General features: G+C 51.7%; 25 protein-coding genes. 7 read left to right on the forward strand and 18 right to left on the reverse strand.

Annotated features, from left to right (window positions below):
* Positions 1-52: 52 nt before the first annotated feature.
* The 11 genes from ITJ88_RS11485 to ITJ88_RS11535 all read right to left on the reverse strand — a co-directional run bounded on the left by ITJ88_RS11485 (position 53) and on the right by ITJ88_RS11535 (position 9,490).
* The gene (locus tag ITJ88_RS11485; RefSeq protein ID WP_195865739.1) at positions 53-820 is read right to left on the reverse strand and encodes an enoyl-CoA hydratase-related protein; all 768 of its coding nucleotides are present in this window, start codon (positions 818-820) and stop codon (positions 53-55) included.
* Positions 817-2,025, reverse strand: a complete 1,209-nt coding sequence (locus tag ITJ88_RS11490) for an acetyl-CoA C-acyltransferase (protein ID WP_195865740.1) — start codon at positions 2,023-2,025, stop codon at positions 817-819. Before ITJ88_RS11490 ends, ITJ88_RS11485 begins: the two co-directional genes overlap by 4 nt.
* Positions 2,022-2,888, reverse strand: a complete 867-nt coding sequence (locus ITJ88_RS11495; protein ID WP_195865741.1) for a 3-hydroxyacyl-CoA dehydrogenase — start codon at positions 2,886-2,888, stop codon at positions 2,022-2,024. The genes ITJ88_RS11490 and ITJ88_RS11495 overlap by 4 nt, the downstream gene beginning before the upstream one ends.
* A gap of 74 nt (positions 2,889-2,962) precedes the next feature.
* The gene (locus ITJ88_RS11500) at positions 2,963-4,471 is read right to left on the reverse strand and encodes an aldehyde dehydrogenase family protein (RefSeq protein WP_195865742.1); all 1,509 of its coding nucleotides are present in this window, start codon (positions 4,469-4,471) and stop codon (positions 2,963-2,965) included.
* 5 nt (positions 4,472-4,476) lie between these two features.
* Positions 4,477-5,256 (reverse strand): enoyl-CoA hydratase/isomerase family protein, encoded by a 780-nt coding sequence (locus ITJ88_RS11505; protein ID WP_075642676.1) that lies wholly within the window; start codon positions 5,254-5,256, stop codon positions 4,477-4,479.
* Positions 5,234-5,557 (reverse strand): EthD family reductase, encoded by a 324-nt coding sequence (locus tag ITJ88_RS11510; protein ID WP_023466996.1) that lies wholly within the window; start codon positions 5,555-5,557, stop codon positions 5,234-5,236. Before ITJ88_RS11510 ends, ITJ88_RS11505 begins: the two co-directional genes overlap by 23 nt.
* A 15-nt stretch (positions 5,558-5,572) precedes the next feature.
* Positions 5,573-6,067 (reverse strand): 1,2-phenylacetyl-CoA epoxidase subunit PaaD, encoded by a 495-nt coding sequence (gene paaD / locus ITJ88_RS11515; RefSeq protein ID WP_035399031.1) that lies wholly within the window; start codon positions 6,065-6,067, stop codon positions 5,573-5,575.
* A 14-nt stretch (positions 6,068-6,081) separates the two neighbouring features.
* A complete protein-coding gene (paaC, locus tag ITJ88_RS11520; protein ID WP_195865743.1) occupies positions 6,082-6,867 on the reverse strand; it encodes a 1,2-phenylacetyl-CoA epoxidase subunit PaaC in 786 nt (261 codons plus the stop codon).
* Positions 6,864-7,208 (reverse strand): 1,2-phenylacetyl-CoA epoxidase subunit PaaB, encoded by a 345-nt coding sequence (paaB, locus tag ITJ88_RS11525; RefSeq protein WP_023466991.1) that lies wholly within the window; start codon positions 7,206-7,208, stop codon positions 6,864-6,866. The genes paaC and paaB overlap by 4 nt, the downstream gene beginning before the upstream one ends.
* A gap of 14 nt (positions 7,209-7,222) precedes the next feature.
* On the reverse strand, positions 7,223-8,194 hold the full coding sequence (gene paaA, locus ITJ88_RS11530) for a 1,2-phenylacetyl-CoA epoxidase subunit PaaA (RefSeq protein ID WP_087681930.1): 972 nt from the start codon (positions 8,192-8,194) through the stop codon (positions 7,223-7,225).
* A gap of 18 nt (positions 8,195-8,212) precedes the next feature.
* The gene (locus ITJ88_RS11535; RefSeq protein WP_195865744.1) at positions 8,213-9,490 is read right to left on the reverse strand and encodes a phenylacetate--CoA ligase family protein; all 1,278 of its coding nucleotides are present in this window, start codon (positions 9,488-9,490) and stop codon (positions 8,213-8,215) included.
* Between the two features lie 331 nt (positions 9,491-9,821).
* Between ITJ88_RS11535 and ITJ88_RS11540 the strand changes: the two genes are divergently transcribed.
* The 7 genes from ITJ88_RS11540 (at position 9,822) to ITJ88_RS11570 (ending at position 16,675) form a co-directional block, all read left to right on the forward strand.
* Positions 9,822-10,223 carry a thioesterase family protein gene (locus ITJ88_RS11540; RefSeq protein ID WP_195865745.1) on the forward strand — a complete coding sequence of 134 codons (402 nt, stop codon included), beginning with the start codon at positions 9,822-9,824 and terminating at the stop codon, positions 10,221-10,223.
* A 37-nt stretch (positions 10,224-10,260) separates the two neighbouring features.
* The gene (locus tag ITJ88_RS11545) at positions 10,261-11,403 is read left to right on the forward strand and encodes a Glu/Leu/Phe/Val family dehydrogenase (protein WP_195865746.1); all 1,143 of its coding nucleotides are present in this window, start codon (positions 10,261-10,263) and stop codon (positions 11,401-11,403) included.
* A gap of 13 nt (positions 11,404-11,416) precedes the next feature.
* Positions 11,417-12,466 (forward strand): pyruvate dehydrogenase (acetyl-transferring) E1 component subunit alpha, encoded by a 1,050-nt coding sequence (pdhA, locus tag ITJ88_RS11550; RefSeq protein ID WP_195865747.1) that lies wholly within the window; start codon positions 11,417-11,419, stop codon positions 12,464-12,466.
* 1 nt (position 12,467) lies between these two features.
* Positions 12,468-13,466, forward strand: coding sequence for an alpha-ketoacid dehydrogenase subunit beta (locus tag ITJ88_RS11555; protein WP_195865748.1), 999 nt, complete (start codon positions 12,468-12,470; stop codon positions 13,464-13,466).
* Between the two features lie 13 nt (positions 13,467-13,479).
* On the forward strand, positions 13,480-14,697 hold the full coding sequence (locus ITJ88_RS11560) for a dihydrolipoamide acetyltransferase family protein (RefSeq protein WP_195865749.1): 1,218 nt from the start codon (positions 13,480-13,482) through the stop codon (positions 14,695-14,697).
* Position 14,698: 1 nt separating this feature from the next.
* Positions 14,699-16,096, forward strand: coding sequence for a dihydrolipoyl dehydrogenase family protein (locus ITJ88_RS11565; protein ID WP_195865750.1), 1,398 nt, complete (start codon positions 14,699-14,701; stop codon positions 16,094-16,096).
* 78 nt (positions 16,097-16,174) lie between these two features.
* Complete coding sequence (locus tag ITJ88_RS11570) at positions 16,175-16,675, forward strand: methylated-DNA--[protein]-cysteine S-methyltransferase (RefSeq protein ID WP_195865751.1); 501 nt, start codon at positions 16,175-16,177, stop codon at positions 16,673-16,675.
* Here the strand turns inward: ITJ88_RS11570 and ITJ88_RS11575 are convergent.
* From ITJ88_RS11575 to ITJ88_RS11605, 7 genes are all read right to left on the reverse strand, one after another.
* The gene (locus ITJ88_RS11575; protein ID WP_195865752.1) at positions 16,649-17,059 is read right to left on the reverse strand and encodes a VOC family protein; all 411 of its coding nucleotides are present in this window, start codon (positions 17,057-17,059) and stop codon (positions 16,649-16,651) included. The genes ITJ88_RS11570 and ITJ88_RS11575 overlap by 27 nt on opposite strands.
* A 130-nt stretch (positions 17,060-17,189) precedes the next feature.
* On the reverse strand, positions 17,190-18,194 hold the full coding sequence (locus tag ITJ88_RS11580) for an aldose epimerase family protein (protein WP_195865753.1): 1,005 nt from the start codon (positions 18,192-18,194) through the stop codon (positions 17,190-17,192).
* The gene (locus ITJ88_RS11585) at positions 18,191-19,687 is read right to left on the reverse strand and encodes a UDP-glucose--hexose-1-phosphate uridylyltransferase (RefSeq protein ID WP_195865754.1); all 1,497 of its coding nucleotides are present in this window, start codon (positions 19,685-19,687) and stop codon (positions 18,191-18,193) included. The genes ITJ88_RS11580 and ITJ88_RS11585 overlap by 4 nt, the downstream gene beginning before the upstream one ends.
* Positions 19,688-19,716: 29 nt before the next feature.
* Positions 19,717-20,715 (reverse strand): UDP-glucose 4-epimerase GalE, encoded by a 999-nt coding sequence (galE, locus tag ITJ88_RS11590; protein ID WP_195865755.1) that lies wholly within the window; start codon positions 20,713-20,715, stop codon positions 19,717-19,719.
* On the reverse strand, positions 20,716-21,888 hold the full coding sequence (locus ITJ88_RS11595; RefSeq protein ID WP_195865756.1) for a galactokinase: 1,173 nt from the start codon (positions 21,886-21,888) through the stop codon (positions 20,716-20,718).
* The gene (locus tag ITJ88_RS11600) at positions 21,885-24,008 is read right to left on the reverse strand and encodes an alpha-galactosidase (RefSeq protein ID WP_195865757.1); all 2,124 of its coding nucleotides are present in this window, start codon (positions 24,006-24,008) and stop codon (positions 21,885-21,887) included. The genes ITJ88_RS11595 and ITJ88_RS11600 overlap by 4 nt, the downstream gene beginning before the upstream one ends.
* 14 nt (positions 24,009-24,022) lie before the next feature.
* Positions 24,023-26,017: a beta-galactosidase gene (locus tag ITJ88_RS11605; RefSeq protein WP_195865758.1), complete on the reverse strand. Its 1,995-nt coding sequence runs from the start codon at positions 26,015-26,017 to the stop codon at positions 24,023-24,025.
* Positions 26,018-26,026 lie beyond the last annotated feature (9 nt).

Raw genomic sequence — 26,026 nt, forward strand, 5'->3', positions numbered from 1 at the left:
CGTTCATAGTGTGTATCGTTAGTATACGGGTTATTTCAAACGTCGACCATCCTCATCTTCCTTCAAAGCGTGGTGGTCGTTTTTCAGCGAAGGCTTGTAGCGCTTCCTGACGATCGGCCGTCGGAATGACGACTTCATAGGCTTCTGTTTCGATCTGTAGTCCTTCTTCGAGTGAGACATCCCGCCCTTGATCAATCGCTCGCTTCGCTTGGCGCAAGGCGATTGGTCCGTTCTGTAACATCTGATTAGCAAACTCAAGACACGTCGTCATCAACGCTTCCCGGGCAACGACGGCTGTCGCGAGTCCGTACCGTTCTGCTGTCATCGCATCGATTTTTTTCGCCGTGAAGATCAATTCCTTCGCCCGTGTCTCCCCAATCAGTCGCGGCAAGCGCTGTGTTCCACCAGCTCCCGGAATGATCCCGAAGCTGGTCTCCGTCAAGCCGACGAGCGCATCTTCGACGAGAAAGCGGAAATCACAAGCAAGAATCCACTCGAACCCACCACCTAAGGCGTGACCGTTGACGGCTGCGATTGTTGGTTGTGGCAATTGCGCGATCGACGTGAAGACATTCCGGATCGCAAGGACATTACGCCGGACTTCTTCTTCGTTTAAATGCACGCGTTCTTTTAAATCAGCACCGGCACTAAATGCTTTTCCCGTTCCCGTAAACAGGACCACCCGCGCTTCCGAGTCGACTGATAACGCATCGACCTGTTCTTGCAAAGCGACAAGCGTCGGATAATCGAGACAGTTCAAACGTTCTGGACGATCAATCCGGACGATTGCGATATAGCCTTCTCGTTCTAAGTGAATCATACGAGTCCCTCCCGATCGACGACAAGTGCGATACCCTGTCCGACTCCGACACACATCGTCGCGAGACCATACGTCCGATTCGTCCGGCGCATCTCATGCAATAATGTCGTCAAAATCCGCGCCCCACTCGCACCGAGTGGATGACCGAAGGCGATCGCACCGCCGTTGACGTTGACTTTTTCGTTTGGTAAACCAAGTGCTTCGATACAGGCAAGACTTTGAGCCGCAAACGCTTCGTTCAACTCGATTTGATCGAGCTGTTCGACCGTCAACCCTGCCCGTCGGAGGACTTTTTTCGTCGCGTCGATCGGTCCGATCCCCATGATGGCAGGTTCGACCCCTGCCGTCGCACTCGCCCGGTAATACCCGAGCGGCGTCAAACCGAGTTCGTTTGCTTTTTCTTCACTCATCAATAACAACGCCGACGCACCGTCGTTGACACCTGAAGCATTCCCCGCCGTCACGGTACCATTTGGGAATAACGGACGAAGTGTCGCCAGTTTCTCACGTGTCGTCTCAGGACGAGGATGTTCATCGCGGTCGAAGACGCTGACGTTACCCTTCCGGTCCGTTTGTGTGACCGCAACCAGTTCGTCCGTGAAGTGCTCTGCCTCGATCGCTCGTTTTGCGCGTTGTTGGCTTTCGAACGCAAAGTCGTCCTGTGCTTCGCGCGAAATCCCGTACTGACGGGCGACGTTCTCGGCTGTTTCCGGCATCGAATCCGTTCCGTATTGATCTGCTAAACGATCATTGACGAAGCGCCAACCAATCGTCGTATCGTACATCGTCTGGTTGCCACGTGGGTTGGCTTGATCCGGCTTCGCGAGAACGAACGGTGCACGCGTCATGCTTTCCGTTCCACCAGCGATATAGATATCACCTTCACCTAAGGCAATCCCACGCGCTGCCGCGATGACGGCGTCGAGTCCTGATCCACATAAGCGATTGATCGTCGTACCGGCGACTTCGACCGGTAGACCAGCTAGTAGTCCCGACATCCGGGCGACGTTGCGATTGTCTTCTCCCGCCTGATTCGCATTGCCAAAAATGACTTCCTCGATCGTCTTCGGATCGACTTGTGGATTACGCTCAAGCAACGCTTCGATGACGCGTGCTCCTAAGTCATCTGGACGAACCTGACGCAAGGCGCCGTTATAGCGACCGATCGGTGTCCGAACGGCATCGATGATGGCGACCCGTTTCATGATGTCACCTCGCGATTCGTATAATCATAGACACCACGACCGGTTTTACGACCGAGTCGACCCGCTTTGACATACTGTTCGAGCAGTGGTGCCGGACGGTATTTTTCGCCGAGCTTCTCATGCAGATACTTTAAGTTGTGGAGCCGGGTATCAAGTCCGACCAAGTCCCCGAGTTCGAATGGTCCCATCGGGTAGTTTAAGCCGAGTTTGATCGCTTTATCGATCTCTTCTGGTGTCCCGAGTCCTTCTTGTAACATGTAGAACGCTTCGTTTCCGACGAGCGCACTGATCCGTGAAGTTACGAACCCAGGAAACTCACGGATGACGACCGTTTCCTTCTGCATCTGACGCGCTACCTGTTCAAGAGCTGCGACCGTCTCATCCGATGTCTCAAGACCACGAACGAGCTCGATCAGTGGCATCAGATGGACCGGATTGAAGAAATGCATCGCCATGACCCGGTCCGCTCGGTTCGTAAAGGACGCAATTTCCGTTGGACTCATCGTCGACGTGTTCGTCGCGAAATAACAGTCCGGACGTGCATTCGCTTCTAGCGTTTCAAAGACTTGCTGTTTGATGCTAAGTTGTTCCGGTACTGCTTCAATGACGAGATCCGCTTGTTGTGCCGCCTCAGCTAGGTCGGTCGACAGACGCAGCCGATCGAACAGTCCCTCGACCTCATTCGCGGACATCTTCCCTCGCGTGATGCCTTTCTCTGCGATGCGTTCGAGTTCTCGATAGGCACTTTCGACATATTCTTCTTTAATATCAACGAGTGTCACCTGAAATCCGCGGTGTGCGGCAACGTACGCAATGCCACGTCCCATGACGCCGGATCCGACGACGACGATTTGTTCTACCATCTGAATTCCCCCTTATCCCCTGTGCTGTTAAAAAAGGCTGGACTTCCCGACGGAACTCCAGCCTTCCCTCTTGCTTATAGTCCGAACGGATTGAGTGGACGACTGCCGTAATACGACAAGATACTTTTTGTTTCCGTGTACAGATCAAGCGTCTCGATACAGAGTTCACGACCGAAGCCCGATTGTTTATAGCCACCAAACGGTGTACCCGGGAAGGCAGAGAACGGACAGTTGACCATGACGATGCCGGCTTTGATTTGATTCGCGACACGTGTCGCTTTCGCGCCGTCTTTCGTCCAAACGGCTGATCCGAGTCCAAACGATGTATCGTTTGCTAAACGAATCGCTTCTTTTTCATCTTTGAACGGCATGACGACGACGACCGGTCCGAAGATTTCTTCATTGACCGCTTTCATTTCATGCGTGACGTCCGTGATGATCGTCGGTGCGTACCAGAATCCTTTTTCGTATCCTTCTGGTGCTGTCGCGTGACCACCTGTGACGATTGTTGCCCCGTCTTCTTTCGCTGACTGGACGTATCCATCGATGACATCGACTTGTTGTTGGTCGATGATCGCTCCAACGTGTGTTCCTTTATCGAATGGGTTACCGAGGACGAGTTGTTTTGTCTTCGCGACGAACTGTTCCATGAATGCTTCGTAGATCTCTTCGTGGACATACAGGCGCGAGCGCGCTTCACACGATTGACCGCTGTTATAGAAGATCCCGAACAACGAACCATCAACGGCTGCTGTCACGTCCGCGTCTTCGAAGACGATGTTCGGTGATTTCCCACCGAGTTCGAGTGTGACTCGTTTTAGCGTCTCGGACGCGCGTCCCATGATGTCTTTACCGACTGGTGTCGAGCCCGTGAAGGCGACTTTATCGACGTGAGGATGCTCAACGAGATGGTTGCCGATCTCGCGTCCGGATCCCGGGATGACGTTGACGACACCTGCTGGTACGCCAGCCTCTAGACAAATCTCACCGAGAATGATCGCTGTCAATGGTGTCAATGTCGCTGGTTTGACGACGACCGAGCAACCGACGGCGATTGCTGGTGCGACCTTCCAAGCTGCCATCATCAACGGATAGTTCCATGGGATGATTTGCGCACAGACACCGACCGCTTCTTTTTCCGTATAGTTATGGAATTGTCCCGGTACGTTATTGACGACACCACGGTGACCGACGATTGCACCCGCATAGAACTCGAAGTCTTCGATCGCTTGCGTGACTTGTCCTTGCGCCGCTGCCAGTGATTTCCCTGTATCAAGAATCTCCAGTTCGACGATTTCGTTGAAGCGGGAACGCATGATGCTCGCAATCTTATTCAAGATTTGTGCCCGACGGCCGACCGGCCACATCTTCCACTTCCCGTGATCAAACGCATCGCGTGCGGCTTGAACGGCGCGATCGGCGTCTTCCTTCGATGCTTTTGCAACTTCCGCGATCACTTCGCCCGTTGCCGGATTGTATGTTTTGAACGTCTCGCCTGTTGCACCCTCGACTTGTTCGCCGTTGATGAGCAAGTGATAGACGGACCGTTTCATTTCAAGTGTTTTTTCATGTACTGTCGACATTGTATTCACTCCTGTTCCTGTTGATTGAAAATCGGTGATCGTTTTTCGAGAAATGCTTGCATGCCTTCTGTTTGATCGGCTGTCGCGAACAAGAGATAGAAGTTACGGCGTTCGTGCTCCATCCCATCCTGTAACGATAAATCGACGGCTTTGTTTGCCGCGTCCTTAATCAACCGCAACGCCATGCTCGGTTGATTCGATAACCGCTCTGCCATCGCCAGCACCGTCGCTTCGACATCAGCCGTCACCCGGTTGATGATACCGAGTCGTTCCGCTTCCTCTGCCTTCATCCGGTCTCCGGTGAAGAGCCACTCGAGCGCCCGTGTCCGACCGATGCATTTCGTTAAACGTTGCGTTCCGCCTGCTCCTGGCATGACGCCGAGTCCGACTTCCGGGAATCCAAACTGTGTCTCGGGATCGGCGTAGATTAAATCACAAGCGAGTGCCAGTTCAAAGCCGCCGCCAAGGACGAAACCGTGGACACCTGCGATGATCGGCTTTTTGATTCGGCTGATCCGGTCCCAGTCCGCGAACGGATCGAGGAGTTCCATCGAGATTGGTGTCGCCTCGAGCATCTCCTCGATATCGGCGCCCGCTGAGAACGATTTTCCGTTTCCGGTCAAGACGATGACCGTCACCCGTTCGTCTCGGTCGAACGTCTCCATCGCCTCGACGATTTCCCGGACCATCGTTCGGTTCAGCGCATTGTATCTTGCCGTTCGGTCGAGTCGGATCCGACCGATCCGATCAAGCATTTCCGTCTTAACGTACTGTTGTGTCGGCATGGACATCTTCACCAATCATCAATGTGACGAGATCCCCCGCAAAGCTCATCAAGTCTTTCCCGGACGCTTTTCCTTCGAGCGAACGCATGCCTGCTTGCATCGCTTCCTGACTTTCATAGACCATCTCGCACATCAAGTAGTACTTTCCGTCTCCGCCCATCGGTGAACCGACGATTTTCGTGACATTCATCTCTTGCAGTCCTGGAATTTTTGCTGTCAATGGACCATGGACCTCAAAGTAGTGCTGATCGAATGCTTCCTTGTTTTCTGGATGTTTGTACAGTGCGATTAATTTTGCCATTTTGATTACCTTCCTTCACATGAGAGTAGAGACGGGTTTCATCGCCTCGAATGGATTTTTACACGATTTACAGTAGAGAATACTTCGACATGCTGTCGGTCCGAATAAGTTTTCCATCGTCACATACGTCGATCCACAATACGGACAGTCAATCTCCCACTTCCCTTGCTCAAACCGAGGAGGAGCAATGCCGAATTCCTTCAATCCTTGCATGCCTTGTTCCGTGATTCGGTCCGATGTCCACGGTGGATCAAACCGGAACTGGACGTCGACCTGTTCGACATTTGGAATCACCTGCAAGGCAGATTCGGTATTTTTTTTAATGATTTCAAGCGCCGGGCAACCGAGGAACGTCGGGAGAAGCGTGACGCGCACCAGGTAACCATGCTCCGTCGCTTCCGCGTCCATCGTCTCGACCATGCCAAGATCTAAAATACTGACGCTATCAATTTCCGGATCCTTCACCCCGTTCAGGGCTTCCCGGATTGCATCCTGGAGTGTCGTCGTCATGCTTCCCTCTCCTTTCACCACGTCGCCGTCTGATCAATCAAGTAGACTTCTCCGAGTGTAGCAAGCGCGTCGTTCAAATCTTCTGTATGATCGCCGTCCCGTCCGTTACGCGTCATCTGCATTTCTGGAAGCGTCACGTTCAATTCGACGAGCAACGGTGTGATCGTCTGATACCAACGATCGAGTAAAATGCCTTGCCCTTCGATCAACCGCATCTCTTCGATCAATTGACCGTGTTCGCCATAATCGAACATGTCACCGAAGTCGTAAAAGACTTTTTCTAGGGCTGCATCCATCTTCTGCCGCGCCGTCTCCGTCGATTGATAAAGCTGGGTGAACCATGTTTGCCAGTGCAGCAAATGATAGTACAACTCCATGTTGATCTTGACGGCAGCCGTAGCGAGTGGCTCATAACTGCTCGATTTCAAAGCATCAATCCGGATCTTTTTCGCGACCGTGTAGCAATAGTTCCGTACGACGGCGAATGCCCAGTCATATTCAGGCCTCTCCATGTAGTAGCCAGGTCCGTTGACACGTTCGACGAGAATCGAATTCTTTCGTTCATGCGCCAGTCGGACATGAGCTAATGCATCAGCATTTCCTTCGCCAAGTTCTTCGAGAAGTTGGTAATACATCGCCGCGTGTCCCATCGAATCTTGCGCAATCGACGACGAAGCGACGTCCTCTTCGATATGCGGTGCGAGTCCGAGCCATTCCGAACCACGATACGCGTAAAGGAAATCATCATCCGCGAGTTGATAGAGTAAGGAAGCGAGTGCCGTCCGTTCTTGTTCCGTCATTTGGAATCACCTCCTTGCCAAGACATGATCTCTTTTTCATCGAGCATCTGTTGCTCGTAATGACGCCATTTTTTCTTCAAGTAGCCGTATCCTTTGGTCGTCCGGTAATCTTTATTGTCGAGGCGTTGGAGCATCTGTTTCTCATCAGGTGATAAACCACGGATATCTTCGCGTTTGACGACCCAGATGTCAACGACCGGTTCCCGGCGCATGAAGTTTTCTTGCGCCATCAACAGTGCCATCTCCTTGTTCGGAGCGAGCAAGCTGAATTGATGGGTGAACGCCGCGTTCGGCGTCCGTTTACTAAAGACTTCGAATTCGTGATAGAACGTCTCGTTCATCGTGCTTTCCCCTCTCATGCCTTCGTTTCAGCGAGTGCATCCCGTACCCAGGCGTTATTTTCGTAAGATGTCCGGCGCAGATCCAGTCGCTCTTTCGAACGTGGTCCTCCCCCTTGGATGATCGTCTTGAATTTTGTCCAGTCTGGCTGTGCATATTCCCATTGCCCTGTCTCTTCATCAAAACGTAACGTCGGATCCGGGATGACGAGTCCGAGTGAACGAATCCGTGGCACGTACTTCGTAAAGAAGTTTTGCCGGAGCTCTTCATTCGTTTTCGTCCGAATCTTATAGGCGATCGTCACGTCCTGTTTTGATGTCCCAGTCGTCTCTTTCGAGGCTGGTCCAAAGAACATCAACAAGGATTCCCACCACTCATCCAGTGATTCCTGAATCATCGCCCGCTGTTCCGGTGTTCCTTCTGCGAGTGCCATGATGATCGACTCTCCGTGCTGCGCGTGGAAGACTTCCTCTGCACAGATGCGTTGCAAGGCACGTGCGTACGGTCCGTACGAAGCACCGAGCATATTTGTCTGGGTGATGATTGCCGCGCCATCGACAAGCCAACCGATCATCCCGGCATCAGCCCATGACCGTGTCGGCATGTGGAAGACGTTATGGAATTTCAATCGTCCGGTGAATAAATCGTCCATCAAATCCCCGCGTGTCTTGCCATACGGCTTCATCAAATCCTCGACGACACGAAGCAACAGTTGACCGTGTCCCATCTCATCCTGGACCTTTGCCATGATGCCGAGCTTCCGGCGAAGCGATGGTGCTTTTGGAACCCATTCTTTTTCCGGAAGCGCACCCATGATTTCACTGATACCGTGCATCGAAATCAATTTGATCAGCGTATCCCGGTAAAAAGCAGGCATCCAGTCATCAGCTTCAATCTTTTCACCTTGCTCGATTCGTTCCTTGAAGCGTGCTAATTTTTCTTCTTCCGTCAGTTGGACGGGTTCGAACAGTTGTGTTGCATCATACATGCTAGTTCCTCCTTTGAATCAGACAAGTGATGTCGAGCGTCGATCAACGATCCGAACGGCTTTTCCTTCTGATCGTGGTAACCCTTGGTGCGGGTGACAGACGAGATCAATGGAAATGAGGCATTCCGACTTGATGGCGTCACATATCGAACGCATTTGTCGCTCCGAGATATTTTCGAATTCGATATGTAGCTCAACGGCATCGAGTCCCGCTTTGCGCACGAGATGAATTTGATAATGCGGCGTCACGTCCGGTTGCTGGAGCAAGACCCGCTCGATTTCTGATGGGAAGACGTTGACCCCTCGAATGATCAGCATGTCGTCTGTCCGCCCTTTGACACGTGACATCCGTGTCGTCGTCCGACCACAAGCACATGCCTCATGCGTGATCGATGCTAAGTCACCTGTCCGGTAACGAATTATTGGAAGCGCTTTCTTTTTTAAACTTGTAAAAACGAGTTCCCCGACCATGCCATCTGGTACCGGTTCCCCCGTAACGGGATCGACGACTTCCGTAATGAATAAGTCATCCATGATATGCAGACCTGCCTGCTCCTGACATTCCATCGCGACACCTGGTCCCATGATTTCACTGAGTCCATAAATATCAAATGCCTGTAGATCAAAGGTTTGTTCGAGTGTCTGACGCATCTCTTCCGACCATGGTTCAGCTCCGAAGATGCCGTAACGCATGCTTGTCTTGCGTGGATCGATACCCCGTTCGATCATGCGTTCTGCCAGTCTTAAGATATACGAAGGTGTGCCACAGATACCATCCGGTCGGAAATCCTCGATTAACGTGATTTGGCGATCCGTGTTGCCACCGGAAATCGGCAGGATTGTCATGCCTAGTTTTTCTGCTCCTGCATGAAGACCGAGTCCACCTGTGAACAGTCCGTAGCCGTATGCATTGTGCAACAAGTCAGCTGGTGAACCACCGGCTAAGACTAAGCTCCGTGCTACGGCACCTGCCCAGTCGTCTAAATCTTCTTGTGTATACCCGACGACGGTCGGTTTACCACTCGTACCAGACGAGGCGTGAATTCGAGTGACCTGTTCTCGTTCGACGGCAAATAGCCCGAACGGATAATGATCGCGTAAGTCTTGCTTGCGTGTGAATGGAAATTTTCGTAGATCTTCGATCGTTTGAAAATCATGTGCCGTCATCTGCAATGTCTGTAGACGTTCTTGATAGAACGGGACGCGCGTGACGTGTTCCATCGTTTGACGTAAGAGCTCCATCTGCAGTTGCTCCCGTGTTTGCGCATTCATCGTTTCGTGATGTTGATCGTACATACCTGCACCTCCTCATCATGTATACAATAATTAAACGGTCGTTTATTTTTAGTTATATGTTTAACGTACGATACGTTCACAATGTTGTCAATCTTGTTTTGTTAAATGCTCCCAAACGATTCTCACTTTATCACTTCAACGCACCTTTCCAGTAAATTGATCAACTTATAAAGCTATTTTTTCATGATCGAGAGTCTTTTTTGGAAAATATTTCTGAAATGATTTGCTCATTTTGTAACGGGTTGATAAAATATCGTGTGACAAGTGTTATACTATTTTTGGTAAGACCACTTGATTGAATGAGGATTCGTTGTAGTGAAGGGGGATCACGATGAAGCCAGGTTTAGCTGTCGGGGATACAGCAGAGATTCAAGCGGTCGTCTCGCAAGATATGTTTGCACGGTTTGAAGGTCAATTGGTTCATCCCGCATACTCCACCGTTTCAATGGTCTACCATATGGAATGGGCAGCACGTCAACTCATCCTGCCTTACTTAGAGGCAGACGAAGAAGGTGTCGGGGGTGCGGTTTCGTTGAAGCATCTTGGCATGGCAGCTGAAGGCGCACGATTGATCGTGACCGCTACAGTAACACGCGTCACAGCACGTCGCGTTGACGCTGACATCGAAGTCCGAGACGGACAAGCGGTCATTGGAACAGGAGAAGTGACACAATTCATTTTAGAAAAAAGCCGGATTCAAGAAAAATTGCAAGTGAATGCTCCAACAAAATGAAAGCGCTTACTTATATTTAATAGAGGAGGACTCTACTATGAACATGTTAAACCCATCTACGAATCCAACGCTCTCGATCATGGAAAAAATCGCGGGTCACGAACAAGTCGTCTTTTGCAACGACCCTGTATCGGGGTTACAAGCGATCATCGCCATCCACGATACGACGCTCGGTCCCGCTCTCGGTGGTTGCCGCATGGCGCCTTACGCTTCTGTCGATGAAGCACTTGACGATGTCCTCCGCCTGTCGCGTGGCATGACGTATAAATGCGCTGCCGCTGATGTTGATTTTGGTGGCGGTAAAGCCGTCATCATCGGCAATCCGGCAACGGATAAATCACCAGAGCTTTTCCGCGCCTTCGGTCGCTTCGTCGATTCGCTCGGTGGTCGTTTCTACACGGGAACCGACATGGGCACGACGATGGATGATTTCGTTCACGCCAGCCGGGAGACATCACGCATCGTCGGTATTCCGGAAGCCTTTGGTGGGAGTGGCGATTCATCGATCCCAACGGCTGAAGGTGTCGTCTATGGACTTCGGGCGACGATCGAGACGTTATTCGGTTCGGACGACTTAAGTCGCGCGACTTATGCGATTCAAGGACTTGGAAAGGTCGGCTTCAAAGTCGCCGAACAACTGTTACTCGCCGGTGCGACGATTTATGTTTCAGACGTCAATGAAGCAGCGCTCTCAACAATCGTGACCCAAGCCGAAATGGCACCTGGCACGGTTCGCGTCGTCTCGCCTCACGAAATCCATCTAACAGACGCTGATATTTTCGTTCCATGTGCATACGGCGGTGTCATTCACGCTCAAAATATCGCCCTCTTACCGTGCAAAGCCATCTGCGGTTCGGCGAACAATCAGCTTGCAGATGAACAGCTCGCTCACGTTTTGATGGACCGCGGTATCTTGTATGCACCAGACTATATCGTCAACGGTGGTGGATTGATCCAAGTCGCTGACGAACTGTACGGAGCAAATCATGAACGGGTTCTCCTGAAGACGCGTCACATCTATGACGCCGTGCTCGAAGTCTTCAAGGAGTCGCAAGCAGAAAACATCACGACGGTCGAAGCCGCGAACCGGATGTGTGAAAAACGGATGCAGATCCGGGCAAAACATAACAACATCTTCACGAATACGACAAAACCTAAATGGGATATCCGTAACCACTGAAGGAGGGACTGACATGGAGCAACATTTTCCGATTCAACGCATCATCGATGAAGAAGGTCGTATCATCGATGCCTCAAAAGAACACGATCTGACGAAAGAGCTTGCCCTCACCCTGTATGAACAGATGCACCGGATCCGGACGTTCGACCGGAAGGCGATCAACTTACAACGTCAAGGGCGCCTCGGCACTTATGCACCATTCGAAGGACAAGAGGCGGCGCAAGTCGGTAGTGCACTGGCGTTGTCCGAGCAGGACTGGTTATTCCCGACATACCGGGATCACGGTGCGACGTTAACGTTCGGTGCTGACATGGTGCGGACCCTCCTCTACTGGAACGGTCGTGTTGAAGGTTGCGTGCCGTCTGAGAAACACATCTTCCCTCCTGCCGTACCGATTGCGACACAAATCCCGCATGCCGTCGGTGCCGCGTGGGCGGAAAAACGAAAAGGTACGACGAACGTTGCGGTCGCCTACTTTGGTGACGGAGCGACGTCTGAAGGCGACTTCCACGAAGGAATGAACTTCGCGAGTGTCTTCCAAGCACCAGTCATTCTGTTCAACCAAAACAATCAATTCGCGATCTCTGTTCCGATCGAAAAACAGATGCATTCTGAAACGATCGCACAAAAAGCGATTGCCTACGGGATGCCAAGCGTCCGAATCGATGGGAACGATGCATTTGCCGTCTATTTCACGATGCAAGCAGCCGTTGCGCGTGCCCGTTCTGGCGGTGGACCAACATTGATTGAAGCCGTCACATGGCGATTTGGTGCGCATACGACAGCAGACGATCCAACGAAATACCGAGATCAAGCCCGCTCGCGTGACCGGGTCGATCCGCTCGATCGACTTGAACAGTTCTTAAAACACCAAGGCTACTTTGACGAAACCTGGATGCAACAGCTACAGGAACGGCACCAGGCAGAAGTCGAAGCGGCAGTAACTGCGATGGAGCAATTCAAGGCACCAGACGTCAATGACTTGTTCGACCATACGTACGCGACCTTACCGGTTGATGTCCAGCAACAAAAAGAAGCGTATCTGCTAGCAAGGGGGAAATGAGATGGCAACACCAATCAATCGTCAAACAGAGATGACACTCGTTCAAGCTGTCACGGATGCCCTGCGGACAAAATTGTCGGAGGATGAGACGACACTCGTCCTTGGAGAAGATGTCGGAAAAAACGGTGGTGTCTTCCGAGCGACGGACGGCTTACAGGAAGAGTTCGGGGAAGACCGGATCGTCGATACACCGCTCAGTGAAGCCGGCATCGTCGGTACGTCGATCGGTCTTGCCATCAATGGCTTTAAACCGATCGTCGAGATTCAATTTCTCGGATTCATCTACCCTGCCTATGAACAAATCATGACGCACGTCTCCCGGATCCGGATGCGGACGATGGGACGGTACAGTGTGCCGATGGTCATTCGTGCGCCTTATGGTGCCGGCATCCGGGCACCGGAAATCCATTCCGACAGCACGGAAGCACTCTTTACATCGATGCCTGGTCTCAAGGTCGTCTGTCCGGCGACGCCATACGATGCAAAAGGATTATTGATTGCTGCGATTGAAGATCCAGATCCCGTGTTATTCCTTGAGTCGATGCGCAGTTACCGCTCATTTAAGGAAGTCGTACCGAGCGAATCGTATACCGTTGAAATCGGAAAAGCGCGCTGCGTCAGCGAAGGGACGGACGTGACGTTGATCGCCTGGGGAGCAATGGTTCAAGTAGCCCAAAAGGCAGCAACGGCTGCACAGGAACGCGGGATTTCTTGCGAAGTCCTCGACTTACGGACGCTTTATCCGCTTGACCGGGAAGCGATTGCTGCTTCCGTTCAAAAGACGGGTCGTGCCGTCATCGTTCATGAAGCCGCAGCAATGGGTGGTCTCGGTAATGATCTCGTGACATTAATTAACGATACGGCGTTTCTTTATTTACGGGCACCGATTGCCCGCGTGACCGGTTTTGATGTTCCGGTTCCGCTGTTCGCCCTCGAAGACCATTACATTCCGACGCCAGAACGTGTCCTTGCGACGATTCAGCGTACGGTCGAGTTTTAAGGAGCTGAATGCCATGATCGAAGTTAAATTACATGATGTCGGTGAAGGAATGACAGAAGGTGAAATCGCCCATTACCTCGTTCAAGTCGGAGACCATGTCACGACGGATCAACCGGTCGTCGAAGTCGCGACCGATAAGATGGTCGCTGAACTACCGGCTCCCGTTTCCGGGATCGTCAAGGAAATCATCATTCCGGTCGGTCAGACGGTGCAAGTCGGTACGACGTTATTGCACATCGAAGCAAGTAACGCTTCCGACATGCCGGTCGCGGTAACACCTGAAGCGTCGCCCGCTCCTGAACCAGCATCGGTTGCTGTCACTGCCCCACCTGTTCAAGTTTCTCCAGCAAAACGGGTCCTCGCGACACCATATACACGAAAAATCGCTCGTGATCACGGGATTGATATCGAAGCTGTCACGGCTTCCGATCCATCGGGTCGCGTCTCAGAGGACGATGTGCTTCGCTTCGTCCAGGCTGCTACTGCTCCACAAGAATCAGCTACGCCGATCATTGAAGAGGTCACGTACCAAGAGACATCACCGGAAACGATTCCGTTTCGCGGCATTCGCAAGCAAATCGCGAAAAAGATGACCCAGTCACTTTACACGATTCCTCATGTCACTCATTTCGAGGAAGTCGACATGACGCGTTTGCTCGCACTACGTGCCGAATGGAAAGCAGCTGGACGAAACATCAACGTCAACGCCTTCTTCATCAAAGCGTTGATTGTTGCCTTAAAAGAGTATCCTGTCTTTCATGCCAAACTCGATGAAGCAAATGCCTGTATTCGATTAGAGCAGGATTTCCATTTTGGCATGGCAACGGAAACACCGGACGGGTTGATGGTTCCGGTCATCCGTCATGCCGATCAGCTTTCACTGACGGAACTGCATGAACAATTGGTCGCGCTGCAACAACGTGCTCAAAACGGTGCCTTGCGCGCAGCGGACTTAAAACCAAGCACTTTTACGATGAGTAATGTCGGTCCACTCGGTAGTACGGGAGCAACACCGATCATCAACTATCCGGAGACAGCACTGATTGCCTTCCATAAGACGAAAAAACGAGCCTGTGTCGATGAGAATGATCAAATCGTCGTTCGCTCGATGATGAATTTGTCGATGTCGTTCGATCATCGTGTCGCAGACGGGGCAACGGCTGTTGCCTTTACGAACCGATTCGTGTCACTGATTGAACATCCGACCACCCTACTTTTGGAGTTGATCTAACATGGTTGTTGGCGAACTTACACAAGAACGGGATCTCCTGATCATCGGTGGAGGTCCCGCAGGTTACACGGCAGCGATTCGCGCCGCACAAGGCGGTCGAAACGTTACATTGATTGAACAAGCTGAACTCGGTGGACTTTGTCTGAACCGAGGCTGTATCCCGTCCAAGGTCTATGCGCATGCGGCAGAAGAGATGTTACGCTTGCCGCATCTTGAAGACCTTGGATTCAACACTTCTGCTGTCCATAACTTCAGCAAACTGAATGCTTACCGGAATCGTGTCGTGCAGCAATTACGTCAAGGAGTGGTCGCTCTCTGTCAGGCGAATCAGATTGAGCATATCTCTGGTGCAGCCTCCTTCCTGTCAGAAGACCGGATCGGCGTCGAGTCGGGACATCAGTTCGATACGTACCGGTTCCAGGACGTCATCATTGCGACCGGCAGTCACAGCATCCAGCACGAGGAATCGTGCCGCTTGAATGCCGAACAGCTTTATCAACTCGAGCAACTACCAGAGAGCTTATTGATCATTGGATCTGACACGCTAGCACTCGAAGCGGCCGCCTGTTTCCATGCACTCGGGACAGAGGTGACGTTGTTCGCGGATCAATTGTCACTCGAACCAAGCCTTGAAAAGGAACTGAAGCGGACATTCAAAAAACAAAAAATCCGTCTCGTGTCGGATGTCGTGACACGTATCGAGGCTTCATCGGACGCGACCGTCACCGTCATGAAAAACGGAGAAGAAGTCGCCTATCAGGGTGCCTATCTGTTCCAGTCCCTTTCCCGGATCCCGAACAGTTTGACACTCGGTCTCGAACGGATTGGTGTGACGCTTGCAGAAGACGGGACGATTCCAGTTGACGCAACTGGACGAACGAATCAACCGCATATTTACGCAATCGGTGATGTCACACCGGGTCCACAGCTCGCCATCCGTGCGATTCATGAAGCGAAGCGAACGGCAGCTCACTTGTCTGGTCAAGACGTCGATCCAACGACACCGTATTATCCGACGGTTCTGCGGACCTTCCCACCGATTGCTTCGGTCGGGATGACGGAACAAGAAGCGGTCGAAGCCGGACATGCTGTTCAAAGCGGACAGTTCCCGCTGAATGCAAACGGAGCGACGACGATCGAAGGTGGGAGTGGATTCGTCAAGGTCATCGCTGACGAGCAAACATCACTGATCCTTGGTATTCACATGATCGGGGACGATGCCCATCGTCTCGTCGGACAATTCACCCAAGCGCTGGAACTGACAGCAAAACGGGAGGATCTCCTCTTCCCTGTCATGGCCCATCCGAGTCGAAGCGAAGCCTTGACGGAATCGATGGAAGCCTTATTTGGTCAATCGATCCATCTTCCACCACGTCAACAAGTCGGTTCGCGCGCGTAATCGAAAAGAGGTGCCTCTGCGTCAGAAGCACCTCTTTCTGATTCATCACTTCATTTCGTGTAGAAAGGAAAACATGTCATGGAACTGTACTTCACTCGTTTGCACTGGAATACGCATACGTTTCCGGTCGCCGCTACAGCAGATGGTCTCTGTTATGTCGGCGCTTGGGATGAACCGGAGGAGTTATTCGACGACTGGTCACGGAAACACTTCCCCCGAGCCGATCGGATTGCTTCTGATACCGCGCTTGCTCCGTATACGGAGCAGCTACTGGCTTATCTAAATCAGCAGTCGACGACACTGTCCTTTCCAATCGCACCAGTCGGTACCCCGTTTCAACTTGAAGTCTGGAATGCTTTACGCGCGGTACCGTACGGTCAAACCGCCACCTACTCCGATATCGCGGAACGTCTCTTCCGGCCGAACGCGACGCGCGCGATTGGCACGGCAATCGGGAAAAATCGATTACTGCTTGCGATCCCGTGTCACCGGATCATTGGCAAAAAAGGCGATCTGCTCGGGTATCATGGCGGTCTGAATATGAAGCGGACACTACTCGCGCTCGAGCAACGCCTCTGATTCTCGTCCCTCTTCGCTGAACGATAGAGCGAACAGAATCCCGAACGGATCGCGGACTTGCGCATACCAACCTCCAAAGTCTGCTACCGCAAGGGGTGTAACGATTTGACCGTCTGTCGTTAATCGCAGATACACTTGTTCGAGCTCTTCAAGCGACGTAAAAGTCAACAATAGATGGAGCGAAGAAGAGGTATTCGGTGCGGCACTCTCGTCCCAGAGCATCAATTCAAACGCACCATTGGATAAATGTGCGTGGTAGACGGTATCCCCTGCTTCATCCATTATGATACGACGACGTGTCATCCCAAATACGTTTTCGTAGTACACGATCGCCTGCTTGGCTTGTCCCGCAAAAACGAGACAAGGAGTAGCGGCATACTGCATGGAAAGCCCTCCTTTCATTATGGTTTAGTATCACCTTTCGCACTTTTCTGCTCGATTTCCTTCTATACACAAAAAGCCCCACTTTCCTGTCCAACCGGACATGGAAAGTGGGGCTTCTTCTTCGAATCCATTAAGACACTACACCAAAGCGATAAGCTGTTTTCCAGTGATAGGTCTCACCGGGTGACAACAAGATTGATGGAAAATCAGATTCATGGACTGCATTCGGATGGACTTGTGCTTCAAGGCATAAACCAAGTGATGGTCGAGCCGGAACACCATGAATCGTATAATCGGTCAGCAGTTGCGTTCCCGTATAGAGCACGACCGCCGGCTGATTCGTTGTCACGTCGACGAAACGACCGGACACCGGATCTTCAAGTCGAAGTGCGTCATCCCGCAACACGAAGGGATGATCATAGCCGTTTCCAACAGCAATCGTCTCAGGATGCTCCAGCGCAATCCCGTCACGAATCGACTGACCGTTCCGGAAATCGAACGGGGTTCCGGAGACGTCCCGTTGTTCCCCTGTCGGTAAGCCATCTGGCTGGACCGGTAGGTAGCAGTCGCTTGGTAACGTCAAGACATGATCTAACACATCCCGCTTCGCATTCCCAGATAAGTTGAAGTACGTATGATTCGTCAGATTGAGTGGTGTCGTCTGATCCGTCACGGCCGTCATCTCAAGCGTCAGTGTTGTTCCCTCTAATCGATAATATACGTCGAGTGTGACCGTTCCCGGATAACCTTCTTCTCCATCCGGACTGTTCAAGCGCAAATGAAACAACGTATCCGTTGCTTCGATGACATCAAACCATGCTTGATCGAATCCGTGAATCCCACCATGCAGATGATTCGCACCGTCGTTTGCGACAAGCGGATAGACCTGTCCCGCTACTTCGAAGCGTGCCTGTCCGATTCGACCAGCGACGCGTCCGACGATTGCCCCGAAGTAAGGCGAGTGCTGTTGATACTCTTCTACCGTCTCGAGACCGAGGACGACACTTTCCAAATGACCATCCCGATCGGTCGTCCGGATATCTTGGATGATGCCGCCGTAGTTCCAGAGTGTCACTTCGATGCCTTCCTGACGTAACGTATGTCGGATCAACTCTTTCTCAAGTAGTTGTGTCATCGTTGTTCCTCCACCGGTTGGCGCGTCACGAGTTGAACGAATCGCCCAAACGCCGCCTGACCTTCTTCCGTCTGTTTAAAGACACCACAATCTTCGAGACCACGTACGAATTTCGCAGCGACCGCTTGCTCGACGTACATCGTGACATCTTGACCGTCATACGCTTGTTTTAGTTCTTGCGCCCAGTCAGCATGAGCGACAGCTACTTCGTCGACTTCATCTGTAATGAACTGTTCGACCTGTTGCAACTCTTGAAGCAGGCGTGCCGGTAAGACTGCCAGTCCCATCACTTCGATCAAACCGATATTTTCTCGCTTGATGTGGTGAATATCGGCATGCGTATGGAAAATACCGTCCGGATGTTCTGCTGACGTCCGGTTGTTCCGTAAGACGAGATCGAGCTCGAATTGTCCATCACGTTGACGGGCGATCGGCGTCACTGTATTGTGTCGCGTCTCACCAGTATGTGAACGGATCTCTTGACTCTCATCCGTATACGTCAACCACGTCTCATAGACGGTCGTCGCAGCATCGAGTAGTGCCGACGCATCCTCACTCTTCAGACGCAACACACTCAGTGGCCAGTGTAAGGTTTCGCCAGTGACTGTCGGTTGATCTGAGAACGTAAAGGATGTTAAAGCGTTTGCCCGGTCCATCGCAAACGTATAGCGACCGCCCTGATAATGATCATGCGTCAGAATCGATCCGCCGACGATCGGCAGGTCCGCATTCGAACCAGCAAAGTAATGCGGGAACTGCTCGACGAAGGCGAGCAGACGTGCAAACGCATCCCGATTGATGACCATATCACGATGTTCCTGTGACAGGATGATGCTATGTTCGTTGTAATAGACGTACGGTGAGTATTGTAATGCCCACGGTTCTTCCAGCAGTGTCAGTGGAACGATTCGGTGGTTCGCACGGGCTGGGTGATTCGCACGCCCCGCGTAACCGACGTTTTCGACGCACAACAGACAGGTTGGATAGTTCGATGTCGTCGGTGCCTCCGTCCGAGCTGCTGCGATTTCACGTGGATCTTTTTCCGGCTTCGATAGGTTGATCGTGACATCGATCGTCCCGTAAGCCGTATCCGCTTGATAACGTTTATTCTTAGCGATCCGTTTCGTTTGGATGTAATTACTCGCTTGACTGAGCTGATAAAAGTAATCCGTCGCCGCTACCGGTGATTCAGCGTACAGACGACGGAACGTCGCTGTCACGTCAGACGGACGGACGACGAAGATATCCATCACATCTGCTGCGAACTGCTCTTTGTCTTCAAGACGCGCCGGCAACTGTCCACTTACGATCAACAATTCAATCATGTCATCCAAAATATCGGGAATTGGACGAGATGGTACGTCTGCCTGTTCTTCAAAATCGGCTTGACCGACCCGCGCTAGAATCCGGTTCCGGGCGTAGATCGCATCTTCCGGTTCAATCAAGCGTTCCTGGATTGCTTGCGCTACTAACTGTTGGATGAGTTCATTCATCGCCGTCACTCTCCTCATTCTGTCTCTCTTTAACGAACGCTCGTCCGGTACCCTTCTGGATTGTGCGCATGCCAATTCCAAGCATCACGGATGATTGTTTCGATGTCGGTGCGTTGTGGTGTCCAGCCGAGAACTTCCTTTGCTTTGACGGATCCGGCGATCAAGATACTCGGATCCCCTGCACGACGTTCAATGATGCGTTCCGGAATCGGATGTCCCGTTACGCGGCGGGCTGCTTCGATGATTTCTCTCACGGAAAACCCTTGGCTCGAACCGAGATTAAAGACTGTGCTGTCGTTGCCGTCCGCTAAATAATTGAGTGCGCGTACATGGGCATCGATCAAGTCTTCAACATGGATGTAATCACGAATGCACGTGCCATCCGGCGTTGGATAATCATCGCCATAGATCGAAATTTCTGCCCGTTGTCGGTTGGCGACTTCAAGGACGAGCGGAATCAAATGTGTTTCTGGTGTATGGTCTTCTCCGATCTCACCTGTTGCTCGTGCACCGGCGACATTGAAGTAACGTAACGCGACGTAACGTAAACCATACGCTTGTTCAGACCATCGCATCATCTTCTCCATCATCAACTTCGTCTCGCCATATGCATTCGTCGGACGCGTTTCCGCTGTCTCGAGAATCGGCATCTGTTCCTGTTCACCGTATGTCGCTGCCGTCGAAGAGAAGACGATCTGTTTGATGTCGTGCGCGATCATCGCTTCAAGCAACACTTGTGTCCCGTAAACGTTGTTATCAAAGTAACGTAATGGTTCCGTCATCGACTCGCCGACGAGTGAAAAAGCAGCGAAATGAACGACTTGTTCAATCGTCTCTTCCGTAAAGACGCGATCGAGAAAAGCACGATCGCGTATGTCTCCTTCATATAGACGCGCTTGCGGATGAACCGCTTCACGGTGTCCGGATTGCAGATGGTCGATGACGACGACATCCTTTCCGGCATCAATCAATTGATAGACGGCATGGGAGCCGATATAACCAGCTCCACCTACGACTAACGTTGCCATTTAGATGACCTCCCGTTCGATTTCACGTGCTCCGTCACCGACCGTCGCCGTATAGAACGTCGCCGGGTATCCGATCCGTGCTTCATAATGTTCGCCGACAGCTTGTTTGAAGGCGTCGACTGCCTCGTCTTCAACGATCGCAATCGCACAGCCACCAAAACCAGCACCTGTCATCCGTGCGCCGAGCACGCCCGGTTGTTCCCAAGCCGCTTCGACGAGTGTATCGAGTTCAATCCCTGTCACTTCATAATCTTCCCGTAACGAGACGTGTGACGCGTTCATCAACTGACCGAACGTCGTCAGTTCTCCCGCTTTAAGTGCTGCTAGTGCCTGAAGCGTTCGTTCATTCTCTGAAATCGCATGGCGTGCGCGACGCATCAAACGTTCGTCTTCCCATGCGACTTTTGCAAATTCTGAAGTCGTCCATTGTCCGAGTGCTTCCCGTGGCGTGAATTGATTGAGATAAGCGAGTGCTGCCTCACATTCCGCCCGGCGTTCATTGTATTTCGAATCCGCCAGTTCACGGCGTTTGTTCGTATTCATGATGATGATCGTATACCCCGTCAAATCGAGTGGGGCATACGTATAATCGAGCGTCTCACAATCGAGCAACAATCCCGCTCCCGCTTTTCCCATGCCGATCGCAAACTGATCCATGATACCACTGTTGACGCCAATATAACGGTTTTCGACTTGTTGACCGAACCGGACGAGATCAAGACGTGGAATCTCTAATCCGTATAATCGATCGAGCAAGACACCGATGACGAGTTCAAGCGAAGCCGATGATGAAAGACCAGCTCCATTCGGGATGTCACCTTGAATCAGGATGTCACATCCTGAGTCGATTCGATACCCTGCTTCCTGTAAGACTGTAATCATACCCTTCGCATAGTTCGCCCAACTGTGCGTCGCGTCATATGTGAGTTCGTCGAGCGCGACTTCGATGATGCCGTCTTGCTCGAAATTCAGTGAGTAAAAGCGGAAACGTTGATCGTCTCGTTTTCGTGCGATCGCATGCGTACCGAACGTCAACGCACATGGAAAGACGTGACCGCCATTGTAATCCGTATGTTCGCCGATTAAGTTGATCCGTCCTGGTGCAAAGAAGCGATGCGTCGACGGTGAGCCAAACCGCTGTTCAAATTGTTCTTCTAACGTCTGGTCTGTCATACGATCGTCTCCTTTGATTCGAGTAGTGAGAGCGCACGGTGGACTGGCTGAATCCGCAAGCAGCGGGCTTCATAGTCCGTCGTGTATGAGAATGTCAAGCCTTGTTGCATCAAATAAGCGCCGCTTAACGTCCGGTCCTCGACTTGATAACGCATTGCTGGGTCGAGTCCTTTTAGCTTGAAGTGATACTGATGTGTTCCGTATTGTCGAAGTGGCGCGATCGCAAGTAGGATCGTTTCTTCTTCTGATGTATACTGCATGACGCTTGGCGTCTGTTGTGTAAAAGCAGATAAGCGATACTGGATACCGTGTTGAATCGTCGGACGAATCGCTTGATATGTCTCGATCCAACCTTTTGCTTCCGCAAGTTCATTCGTTGACCATTCGCTTAAGTTACCACCAATGCCGAGTGTGCCTTGCATCGAGGAGACGAAGCGTGTTGCAAGCGGTACGTTGCGTCCATTTAACCAGTTCGGTCCGTCCGTCACCCAGCAACTCATCATTTTCGCATTATAGGCATACGAGAAGTCATGCTGAATTTGTAAGCGATCGAGTGGATCGGTGTTATCACTCGTCCAGACTTGTTCCGTCCGTGAGAGGATTCCAAGGTCGATCCGTCCGCCACCACCGGCACAGGCTTCGAAGTCGACCGTCGGATGCAAGCGACGTAATTCGTCAAAGATCCGGTACAATGCATCGACGTGACGTTTCCATAGTTCTTGCTGTCGATCCGTCTGGTCTTTTGGAACGCCTGGTTCCGAGAAGGCACGGTTCATATCCCATTTGATGTAATCGATCGCATGACGCGTCAGCAAATCATCCATCATCTCGAGAATGAATTGCTCGACTTCTGGTAATCCAAGGTTTAAGACGTATTGATTCCGAGATGTCGTCCGGACTGCATCGCGCGCATGGTAAATCCAGTCTGGATGCGACCGGTATAGATCAGAATCCGGATTGACCATCTCCGGTTCGACCCAAAGACCGAATTGTAACCCTTGTTGTTTCACATATGAGATCAAAGGCTCTAGACCGTTCGGGAATTTTTCCCGATTAACGTGCCAGTCCCCGAGTCCCGCTTGATCGGAATGGCGTTCACCGAACCAACCGTCATCGACGACGAACAGCTCACAACCGATTCCTGCTGCCAGATCAACGAGTTCACGTTGACCAGATTCCGTGACATCGAAATACGTCGCTTCCCATGAGTTATAAAGAACAGGACGATCGGTCGCACGTGGCATGATGACGTCACGCTGGAACGCGTGCGCATGGGCGCTCATATCCGCGAAACCGTCCGCATAGCCGATGTAGAACGTTGGTGTCGTCAACTGTTGTTGATGTGATAGTTTCCAACTGAAGTCAAACGGATTCATGCCGCCTGATAGTTGGACAAAACCGAACGCATCTTGTTCGACGTGAATCGCCCAGTTGCCGGAATAAGCAAAATGTCCGTAGACGACTTCACCGCTGTCTTCTGTCGCGTCCTGCTCGAGTGCGAACCAAGGATTCGCTTGGTGACTTGTCACTCCACGTCGACTTTCAATCGTCTGGCGCCCTGGTGTCACCGGTGTGATCTGTTTCTTGAACTCCCCTGTCCACATCCCAGCGAAGTGATGCAGTTTTAAATTCGGTTGATGCCATCGTCCCATCGCAAAGGACTGGGCTGCTGTCAAACGAACAGGTAATCGGCCTGTGTTTTCGACGACAATCGAACGACCGATGATGTCGTAATCGGCGAACACTTCGTACTGAACTCCGACTCGCATCTCCTGCAAGGGATCAAACAGCCAGAGCGTCAATTTCGTTTCTGTCTGCTCGGAGCGTTCAAACTGGAACTGGTGAATCCGCTGTCCGTCTTCTCGTTCCGATTTCAAAGTTGGCTCCGTGTACAACATCTCGCCAAATGGTACGAAATCGTACGTCGCGACGCCATCTGGTGATTCAAATGAACTGTGTGCGACGATCGGACTCGGTAAAGCTTCATAATCATCCCGGTATGGTAACTTGGAACCGAAATAGGTGTGAATCAGCTTACCGTTCGCACCGATCGTGACGACGTGAGCGACCCGTTTCCCTTCGATGACGAAACGACGTCCTGCTACTTCAAAGATTGCCATGGTTCTCTTCCTCCTTACGTCGTCAGAATCAGTGTCTCAAGTGGTGCGAGCTGGACCGTTCCACGATATGTCTCATCTTTTGTCAATGCTTTGTATGTTCCGTCTAACGTGACGTCCCGCGTTTCTTTCGTGTCATGGTTCATCAAGAAGAGGAAATCACGTTTTTCGCCGTGACGACGCACGATTTCGACTTGATCCGGCGCCTCGATCATCTCGATGCCGGCCTCAGTGAACGCTTGACGGTAAATCGTATCAATCATCGCGTCATCAATCGATGAGCCGATGTAGGTAATCATTCCTTTATAGGCATTGCGCGTCACAGCCGCTACACCCTCGTAGAACGTATCTTTATAGACAGCGAGCGTCTCTGCTGTCGTTGGTGTAATGAGATCACACCAGAGGCGGGCTGTTGAAGATTGTCCTGCCATCTCGCCGATGCCTGCCACCTGATGTTGCTGAACGGATTGGAGTGACTCGTATTCGTCGATCTCGATGCCCGCATACGGCGCGAACTTACCTGGTAACGTCGTCGGTACGACATGGTTCCGTGCATCCTTGACGCCTGTTCGGTACGTGAAGATGACGTGACCGCCTTGTTCCATGTACGCGATCAAGGCATCATCGAACGTTGGATTCGTTAAGAAATAGAGCGGAACGATGATCAGTTTATAACGAGAGAGATCATCACCCGGGAAGACGATGTCGGTTGCGACTTGTTGACGAACCGCTCCACCATAGAAGCGAACGAACTCCGTCCGGAAATCAAACGCATCACTGTGTGGCTGGTGTGTCCACGCCCAGACGTTTTCTTGATCAAAATAGACACCGACTTTCGCGTCGTAACGGCTCGCGTTGATCTCATCACCATACGTATTCAGTTCCGTCATGATCTGTTTGACTTCTTCGAATTTCCGTTTCGGTTTGCCATCATGATCGATGATGCCGTGACAGAACTCCTCTGTTCCGAAATGAGCAGCCCGGAAGCGGAAGTAGACGATTGCTTCTGCTCCCCGCGCGACCGCTTGGTACGTCCAGAGGCGAATGTGTCCTGGTCGTGGCAAGTAACCGATTTTGCTCCAGCCTTGTGCGCCACTCAACTGTTCCATGACCCAGAACCCTTTTCCTTGCTTCGAAGAGCGGCACAGATCGTGATCACTCGCCATCTTCTCGAACCGGTTCGGCTCCGGTAGTCCACCCCAGACCGGGTAGTTATCGAACGCCACGTAATCGAGGTCTTGCGCCATTTGTTGTTGATTGACCGCCATGTCACTGTAGACCAGATTGTGCGTGATGAAGACGTCCTCTGGAATGTAGCGACGTAAGACATCAACTTGTAATTTGTTATAGTACGTATAGCCGTCGGCACAGAAGCGATCGAAGTCGACGAGCAAGGATGGGTTGTGTTCCTGATAGACTTTACGCGGTACCGGGATTTGCTCCCACGCCGTGTACGTCTGACTCCAGAAGACGGTTCCCCACGCTTCGTTCAAGGCATCGAGCGTTCCGTAACGATTTTCTAACCAACGCTGAAAAGCAGCGCGGTCGACATCGCCGTAAGAACGATCCGACTTCTCATGCCCGTATTCATTATCCGTTTGCCACCCGACGACACGAGGATGTTGACCGTATCGTTTCGCCATCTCTTCCGTGATCTTGACGGATAGACGCTGGTACGTTTCGCTGTGGACCGTATAATGGCGACGGGCACCAAAGCTGATCGTCACACCGTTCTCATCGACCGGTAAGATTTCTGGATACTTCGTACATAACCAAGCCGGTGGTGTCGCAGTTGGTGTCCCGAGTACGATATCGAATCCTTCCGCACTCAAGCGTTCGATGACATCATCCCAAAAGCTGAAGTCATAGACGCCTTCTTCCGGCTCCATCATCGACCAAGCGAATTCCGCGAGACGAACGACGTTGACGCCAAGTTCCTTCATCAGTCGGAAGTCTTCCTCCCATAGTGCTCGTGGTGTTTGTTCTGGATAATAATCGACTCCTAAATACATTGTGCTCCC

This window comes from Exiguobacterium abrahamii (assembly GCF_015645365.1).
GTDB lineage: Bacteria > Bacillota > Bacilli > Exiguobacteriales > Exiguobacteriaceae > Exiguobacterium_A > Exiguobacterium_A abrahamii.